Source organism: Gilvibacter sp., from assembly GCF_013214815.1.
Classification (GTDB): domain Bacteria; phylum Bacteroidota; class Bacteroidia; order Flavobacteriales; family Flavobacteriaceae; genus Gilvibacter.
This window is the reverse complement of record NZ_JABSPU010000027.1, coordinates 25,007-31,416: the sequence shown is the minus strand read 5'-3', so window position 1 is coordinate 31,416 and position 6,410 is coordinate 25,007. Positions and strand designations below refer to the sequence as shown.

Here is a 6,410-nt window from a genome sequence, read left to right as displayed (position 1 = left end):
TATTGACAGTTCCAATATGGGACCGGAACACTGGTTGAATTTAGCACAGATCATTGCTGGGCATTACGATAATTATGACGGCTTTGTGGTTTTGCACGGCAGCGATACCATGGCCTATACAGGTTCTGCGCTGAGTTTTATGTTACAAGGCCTTAAAAAGCCCATCATATTGACCGGATCTCAACTGCCAGTAGGTGATCTGCGTACAGACGCCAAAGAGAATTTGATCACTTCTTTTGAGATAGCATCTGCTCAAAAGGACGGTCGTCCAAGGGTGAGTGAAGTTGGTCTTTATTTCGAGTACAAGCTTTTACGCGCCAACCGGTCTACCAAGATCAATGCAGAACACTTTGAAGCTTTTGCCTCTTTAAACTATCCTTATTTGGTGGAAAGCGGAGTGCATTTAGAATTTAATGACAATGCTTTATTGCCTTATGATGAAAATGCAGATCTTCAGGTATGCACTGCTATTGAGCATAATATTGCTTTGATCAAGCTTTTCCCAGGTTTAACTGCGGAGGTTTTTGAGTCGATGACCTCCACAACTGGTTTGCAAGGAGTTATTTTAGAAACTTTTGGAGCGGGAAATGCCACCACAGCTCCTTGGCTATTAGACAGAATCAAGGCTTTGATCGCCCAAGGCATACCAGTAGTTAATGTTACTCAGTGTTCTGGGGGAAGCGTGGCCATGGGACAGTACGCTACTTCTGTAGGCTTGAAGCAGGCCGGTGTGATCTCTGGCGGAGACATCACTACCGAGGCAGCGCTAGCCAAGCTGATGTGCCTTTTAGGAGCTTGCGTACCGCGCGAGGAACTCAAATCCAGATTTGAGAGCCCGATCTGCGGGGAAATGGACGAATTGCTCCCCTAATTATTAGGCAAATACTGAATTTCTTTACTATTTTTGCCCTCCTTCAGCGCAGCAGATTTATTCACTACGCTTGAACTAGAGAGGTGGCCGAGTGGTCGAAGGCGCACGCCTGGAAAGTGTGTATACGCCAAAAGCGTATCGAGGGTTCGAATCCCTTCCTCTCTGCAACAAATAGGAGAAGCCCAAAATAACAAGCTCGCTTGATTATTTTGGGCTTCGACGTTTTTGTAAATCGCGCAGCGATTTGATTGTTGCGCAAGATTCCCCTTCGGGATGCTCCGCGGAGTGGAGCAATCCCATCTACAAGTTTACTTGAGCATTTTGGCTTCAATGATTTTATAAAATTGCGAAGCAATTTGAGGTTATTGCGCAAGATTCCCCTTCGGGATGCTCCGCTGAGCGGAGCAATCCTTCACAAAGCAAATCAATCCCAATCTACAATTACAACAATTTCCCTAAATTGGAATGCTCCCCGCATTTTAATACTTATGAACTCTGAATTAAAAATCTTAAGGGTGATCTGCTGTTGTATAATGTTAGCGATAGCAGCTTTTTCCTGCACCACAAACCAAAAAACAGTCACCCCCAAATACAACATTCGTTATACGCTCGTTGAGCGCGCCTATGTGGAGGATAATGATACTACCTATGTGACTGAAATGCAGTTTGAACCCATTGCCTCAGCTACCGACATACAATCTGCTTTCTTCAATAATTTCGGCGAGTGGGATGCAAAGTATGAAGGCAAGTACAATCCTCGGATCGAGCAGATTATTTGGGAACGTTGTAAATTACTGGGAACCGATGAGGAGTTCTATATCATTACGGATGGAGAGGAATCCGGCACCGAATATTTTAGTGCAGTCATGGTGTTTGATCAAAACGGAAATGATCTGCTTAAAGAGAGTAGCCCGCTTCGTGGGGCACTCACAGAACGGTTGATCGTGCTGATGAAAAACAAAGGCCCCCACAGAAACCTCTAACCAACCCCCGCGCGAGGGATAGAGCGCCCTGTCTGAGCTCCTGCCGCTAAGGCAGAGCGAGTAGCGAAAGCCCGACCCGGACCTAAAGGGGAGGGGCGCGCCCAACATCTGCAAGAAAAACGTACCTTTAATTCTATGGACAAGAAAACATTTAAGATTGCCGTTTATATCGTTCTGGTTATCTCGGTTTCGATCGCGTCTTGCAAAGGCCAGCAAGAATCAAATGCTGGGACGACTGAGGAGCAGCTACAAAAGCCCGTGAAGCAGGCGGTCTATCAATCCAACATTTTCAATCAAAGTCCCTACGGCGTGCCTGTGGACGATTTTGTCGAGATCTTTTACGAAGGGCAAGTTGCCCATTGGATACGTTCGTTAGCTGTGGATAAGCAAGGCCATGTTTGGATGGGTACCAACCACTACGGAGTGGCACGTCACGATGGAGCGGTATTACAATATTTTGACGAGGATGATGGTGTGGGTAATAACAGGATCAATAAGATCTTAGTAGATGCTGCAGGCGATGTTTGGATAGCTACTTCTGGCGGTCTGACGCTTTTTAAAAACAATACTTTTAAGAATTACACCACGGCAGATGGTTTGCCAGACAACGGGGTTTACGGTTTGTTTATTGACCCTCAGGAGCGACTTTGGGTCGGGACGGGTAATGGAGTGGTCTATTTAGAGGACGGAACATTTCACAATTTTGAGGTTCCCAAACCTAAAGTTGCGAACCCTAAACCATCATTGGCCGCAGACGGTGTTGGCGATATATTTCTAGACCGCGAAGGCAATTTTTGGTTTGCTTTTGACGGTCAAGGCATTACTATTTACGACGGATCAGCGTTTAGATTCCTCACGGAGGAGAACGGCCTGCAAGACAATTCGGCCGGGGGCTTTTACCAAGACCAGCAAGGCGGAATTTGGATAAGCAGCATGAACGGCGGGATTAGTCGTTATGCCAATGGTTCGTTCAAACACTTTACTAAAGAAGGCGCGGTTGCAGGCTTAGAGACCTCTGCAGTTTACGAAGACTCGCAGGGTGATCTGTGGTTTGCTGCGGAGCATCAAGGGGTTTATCGTTACGATGGAGAGACCTTTGAGCTCTTTAATGAAGACGACGGACTCGTCTCTCGAGGCATAATTACATTTTTTGAAGACGATCAAGGCCGATTTTGGCTGGGCGGTTGGAAAGGCCTGTTTAGATTTGATCGTGAAGCAGCAAAAGAAGGCAAACCCAGTTTTGTAGCGGTGACGCAAGACGGAGGGCCTTGGAATTAAAATGGAAATCAATGATCAGATTCTTTAGAAAAAAAAGGTTCAACTTAACCGACGACAATAAGTTCATGAAATATTTGCTCTATGCTTTGGGAGAAATCATTTTGGTGGTCATTGGTATTTTGTTGGCCTTAAAAATTAATACAGCCAATGGTCTTCGTGTAGATAGAGAAAAGGAACAACTCTATTTAAAAAGTTATTCGGACGACTTGGCGGCAAATATTAACGAGCTAGACCGGGTTATAAAAAAATCAAGTGAGACCTTTAATGCCGCAGACTCGCTATTGAGGTTTGCCGATGGTCAAATTGAACTCAATGATTTGATGACCATACAGCAACTTGTCGGGGGTTCTACCAGTTATACGCTTTACTTAAGTCAGGAGGGAACAATCAATGATATTATTGGTTCAGGAGATCTTGGTTTGATCCAAGACGATAGCATTCGCAGATCGATGGTGAATTGGAGAGCCAACCTCAAGTTGTTGCGAGAATACGAGGATTTGGGCAAGGATAATCAACTGCAATTTATTAATGCGTTGCTCAAAGAAACCGATTTTTACAAAGGCATGCTTAGAAAACCAATTCTTGACCAGCAAACAGCAGAAAGTCTGCGTTCGAACAGACATTTTTTAAACCTGCTCAGCGGACAGATAGAGTATGCTCGAATTCTCAATGACTTTTACCTGGAACAGAAGGAGCAGCTTACAGGATTACAGAGTCTTCTGCAGGAAACAATTGTCGAATAATAACTTGACCTGATCGCATGAACCTAGAACAAAACAAACAAAATGCCATAGCCTTTTACAAAATGGCCTACGAAGGCAATCCGAGAAAGGCGGTGGAACTTTATACTGACGGAGTCTACATACAGCACAACCCCGATGTGGCGGACGGTACCGAAGGCTTTATTGCGTATTTTGAACGTATGCGGGCAGAGTACCCAGAAAAGTCCATTGAATTTGTACGTGCGGTAGCCGAAGGTGATCTGGTCGCCTTGCATACGCATCAAGTCTGGCCGGGGAACGATCAGTATGTGACCATGGATTTCTTGAGATTCGACGCTAACGGAAAAATCTGCGAACATTGGGATTCCATTCAGCAGATACCTAAAACGTCTGCGAATCCAAATACCATGTATTAGTATTGACTTGAGGCCTTTTTATTATTGGCGTCAAATGCTTCATTATCAGGCCTCTTTGCGAAGGTCTGATAATGTTAATTCTCAACTGTTTTGAACCAGCTATTGCAAAGCTCTCAAAGAATGGCTGTTAATTTTGAAAAAAATCCACGTTTTTAGGGGTGTTGCAATAGCATTCTTCTTTGTTTGAAAGAATATTTTTTTATCTTTAAACCCTTAACTAAAAACAAACTTTTAAGTCGATAGCAATGAAAAAATTATTTTCTATTTTGGCAATTGCCGCCATGGTATGTGCAGGTAGTTTTAGTGCACAAGCTAACTCGTACAATGCCAACAATGTACACGAGGTAATCACCTCAGTATCATCTAACATTATTCAAGATGCAGATGCCGGAGCAGCTGATGAAGCTGAGAGCGCCGGTTTTCACCAAGAGCTTAAAAAGCGTTTCATCGAAGGAGGTCCTGGTTTCATGGGGATCGTACTTCTTTGTTTGATCCTTGGTTTGGCTATTGCCATTGAGCGTATCATCTACCTTAACCTTTCTACTACCAACACTCAGAAGTTGGCAGAAAGCGTTGAAGATGCGCTAAATAGCGGTGGTGTTGAAGCTGCTAAAGAAGTATGCCGTAACACAAAAGGACCTGTAGCATCTATCTACTATCAAGGTCTTGACCGCGCCGACGAAAGCATCGACGCTGCAGAGAAAGCAGTAGTTGCTTACGGAGGAGTTCAAATGGGACAACTAGAAAAGAACGTGTCCTGGATTTCATTGTTTATCGCACTGGCACCGATGCTTGGTTTCATGGGTACAGTAATTGGTATGATTCAGGCCTTCGATAAGATCGAGGCAGCTGGAGATATGCAACCATCATTGGTAGCAGGAGGTATTAAAGTAGCACTTTTGACTACAGTATTTGGTCTTATTGTTGCGATTATCCTTCAGATCTTCTACAACTACATTATCGCTAAGATTGACAGCATCGTTAACAATATGGAAGATGCATCGATCACACTTATCGATATGTTAGTTGACTACAAAAACAAGAAGTAATAATCACACCAATTTAAATTATGGGTTTACATAAAATTTTAAAATACGTAGCCTTAGCTCTGGGAGTCGTTGGCCTAATTTTATTAGGACGAGTGATTGCCACAGGGGACGAGGCTATCAAGAGTGACGCTGCCGTGCAAGGGAGCGTAGTAGATCCTTTCATGTTCGTAGCCTATGTAGTGCTCGCCATAGTATTGGTGTTGGTACTCTTCTACGTAGTTAAAGGAATCTTTGCAGGGGACATCAAAAAGACCCTGATTTCAATAGGAGCATTTGTATTGGTTGTTGCCATTTCTTACGGTATTTCTGAAGGAGTTGAGACTCCAATGAAAGACGGTGAGGTGCTTTCTGCTAGCGGCGCACGCTGGGTAGGAGCTGGTCTTAGAACCTTTTATATCTTGGCTTTCGTAGCCATTGGTTCAATGCTCTTTAGCGGAATCAAGAAATTAATTGCTAAATAATTATAAGGTATGGCAAAAAGATCTGCACCCGAAGTAAACGCAGGGTCTATGGCGGACATCGCCTTCCTACTATTGATCTTCTTCCTGGTAACAACCACGATCGAGGTAGACAGCGGTATCAGTCGTAAATTGCCTCCTATAGAGGATGTTGAAGACCCTCCGATTATTAAGCAAAAGAACATTTTTACTGTTCTTATTAATAAAGACGATTTGCTTCTGGTAGAAGATGAAGTGATGGAAATTAAAGACCTTAAGGAAGCTGCTATAGCCTTCTTGGACAACGGTGGAGGAACAGGCGAAGAAGGCTGTGACTATTGCCGTGGTAAGAAAGATCCAGCGTCATCAGACAACCCTGATAAGGCGATCATTTCCTTACAAAATGACCGTTTTACCAGCTACAAAGCTTATATCGCAGTACAGAACGAGTTGGTAGCCGCGTACACCGCGCTTCGTGAGCGTGAGGCCCAGCGTCTCTTTAACAAGAGCTTCATTCAAATGGAGAAGGACGTTAAAGACGGAAGTAACTATACTGGTGATAAAGAAAAGCTGAAGGAGCAAATAGAACAAGTAAAGTTGTTGTTTCCACAAAAACTTTCCGAAGCCGAACCAAAAAAGTAGACGTTTAACCCT

General features: G+C 43.9%; 8 protein-coding genes and 1 tRNA gene. All 9 read left to right on the top strand.

Going from position 1 to position 6,410, the window contains the following annotated elements; all coding sequences use genetic code 11:
• The coding region (locus HRT75_RS07580) for an asparaginase (protein ID WP_291184701.1) at nt 1-871 on the top strand (871 nt) is incomplete at its 5' end.
• A 77-nt stretch (nt 872-948) separates the two neighbouring features.
• Nucleotides 949-1,036, top strand: a tRNA-Ser gene (locus HRT75_RS07575).
• A 368-nt stretch (nt 1,037-1,404) separates the two neighbouring features.
• Nucleotides 1,405-1,854, top strand: a complete 450-nt coding sequence (locus HRT75_RS07570) for a hypothetical protein (RefSeq protein WP_291184698.1) — start codon at nt 1,405-1,407, stop codon at nt 1,852-1,854.
• Between the two features lie 135 nt (nt 1,855-1,989).
• A complete protein-coding gene (locus tag HRT75_RS07565) occupies nt 1,990-3,132 on the top strand; it encodes a two-component regulator propeller domain-containing protein (RefSeq protein ID WP_291184695.1) in 1,143 nt (380 codons plus the stop codon).
• A gap of 11 nt (nt 3,133-3,143) precedes the next feature.
• Nucleotides 3,144-3,875: a DUF6090 family protein gene (locus HRT75_RS07560; protein ID WP_291184692.1), complete on the top strand. Its 732-nt coding sequence runs from the start codon at nt 3,144-3,146 to the stop codon at nt 3,873-3,875.
• A gap of 17 nt (nt 3,876-3,892) precedes the next feature.
• The gene (locus tag HRT75_RS07555) at nt 3,893-4,270 is read left to right on the top strand and encodes a nuclear transport factor 2 family protein (protein ID WP_291184689.1); all 378 of its coding nucleotides are present in this window, start codon (nt 3,893-3,895) and stop codon (nt 4,268-4,270) included.
• Between the two features lie 245 nt (nt 4,271-4,515).
• Nucleotides 4,516-5,319, top strand: coding sequence for a MotA/TolQ/ExbB proton channel family protein (locus tag HRT75_RS07550; protein ID WP_291184686.1), 804 nt, complete (start codon nt 4,516-4,518; stop codon nt 5,317-5,319).
• Between the two features lie 20 nt (nt 5,320-5,339).
• Complete coding sequence (locus tag HRT75_RS07545; protein ID WP_291184683.1) at nt 5,340-5,780, top strand: hypothetical protein; 441 nt, start codon at nt 5,340-5,342, stop codon at nt 5,778-5,780.
• A 9-nt stretch (nt 5,781-5,789) separates the two neighbouring features.
• Nucleotides 5,790-6,398 (top strand): biopolymer transporter ExbD, encoded by a 609-nt coding sequence (locus HRT75_RS07540; protein ID WP_291184680.1) that lies wholly within the window; start codon nt 5,790-5,792, stop codon nt 6,396-6,398.
• Nucleotides 6,399-6,410 lie beyond the last annotated feature (12 nt).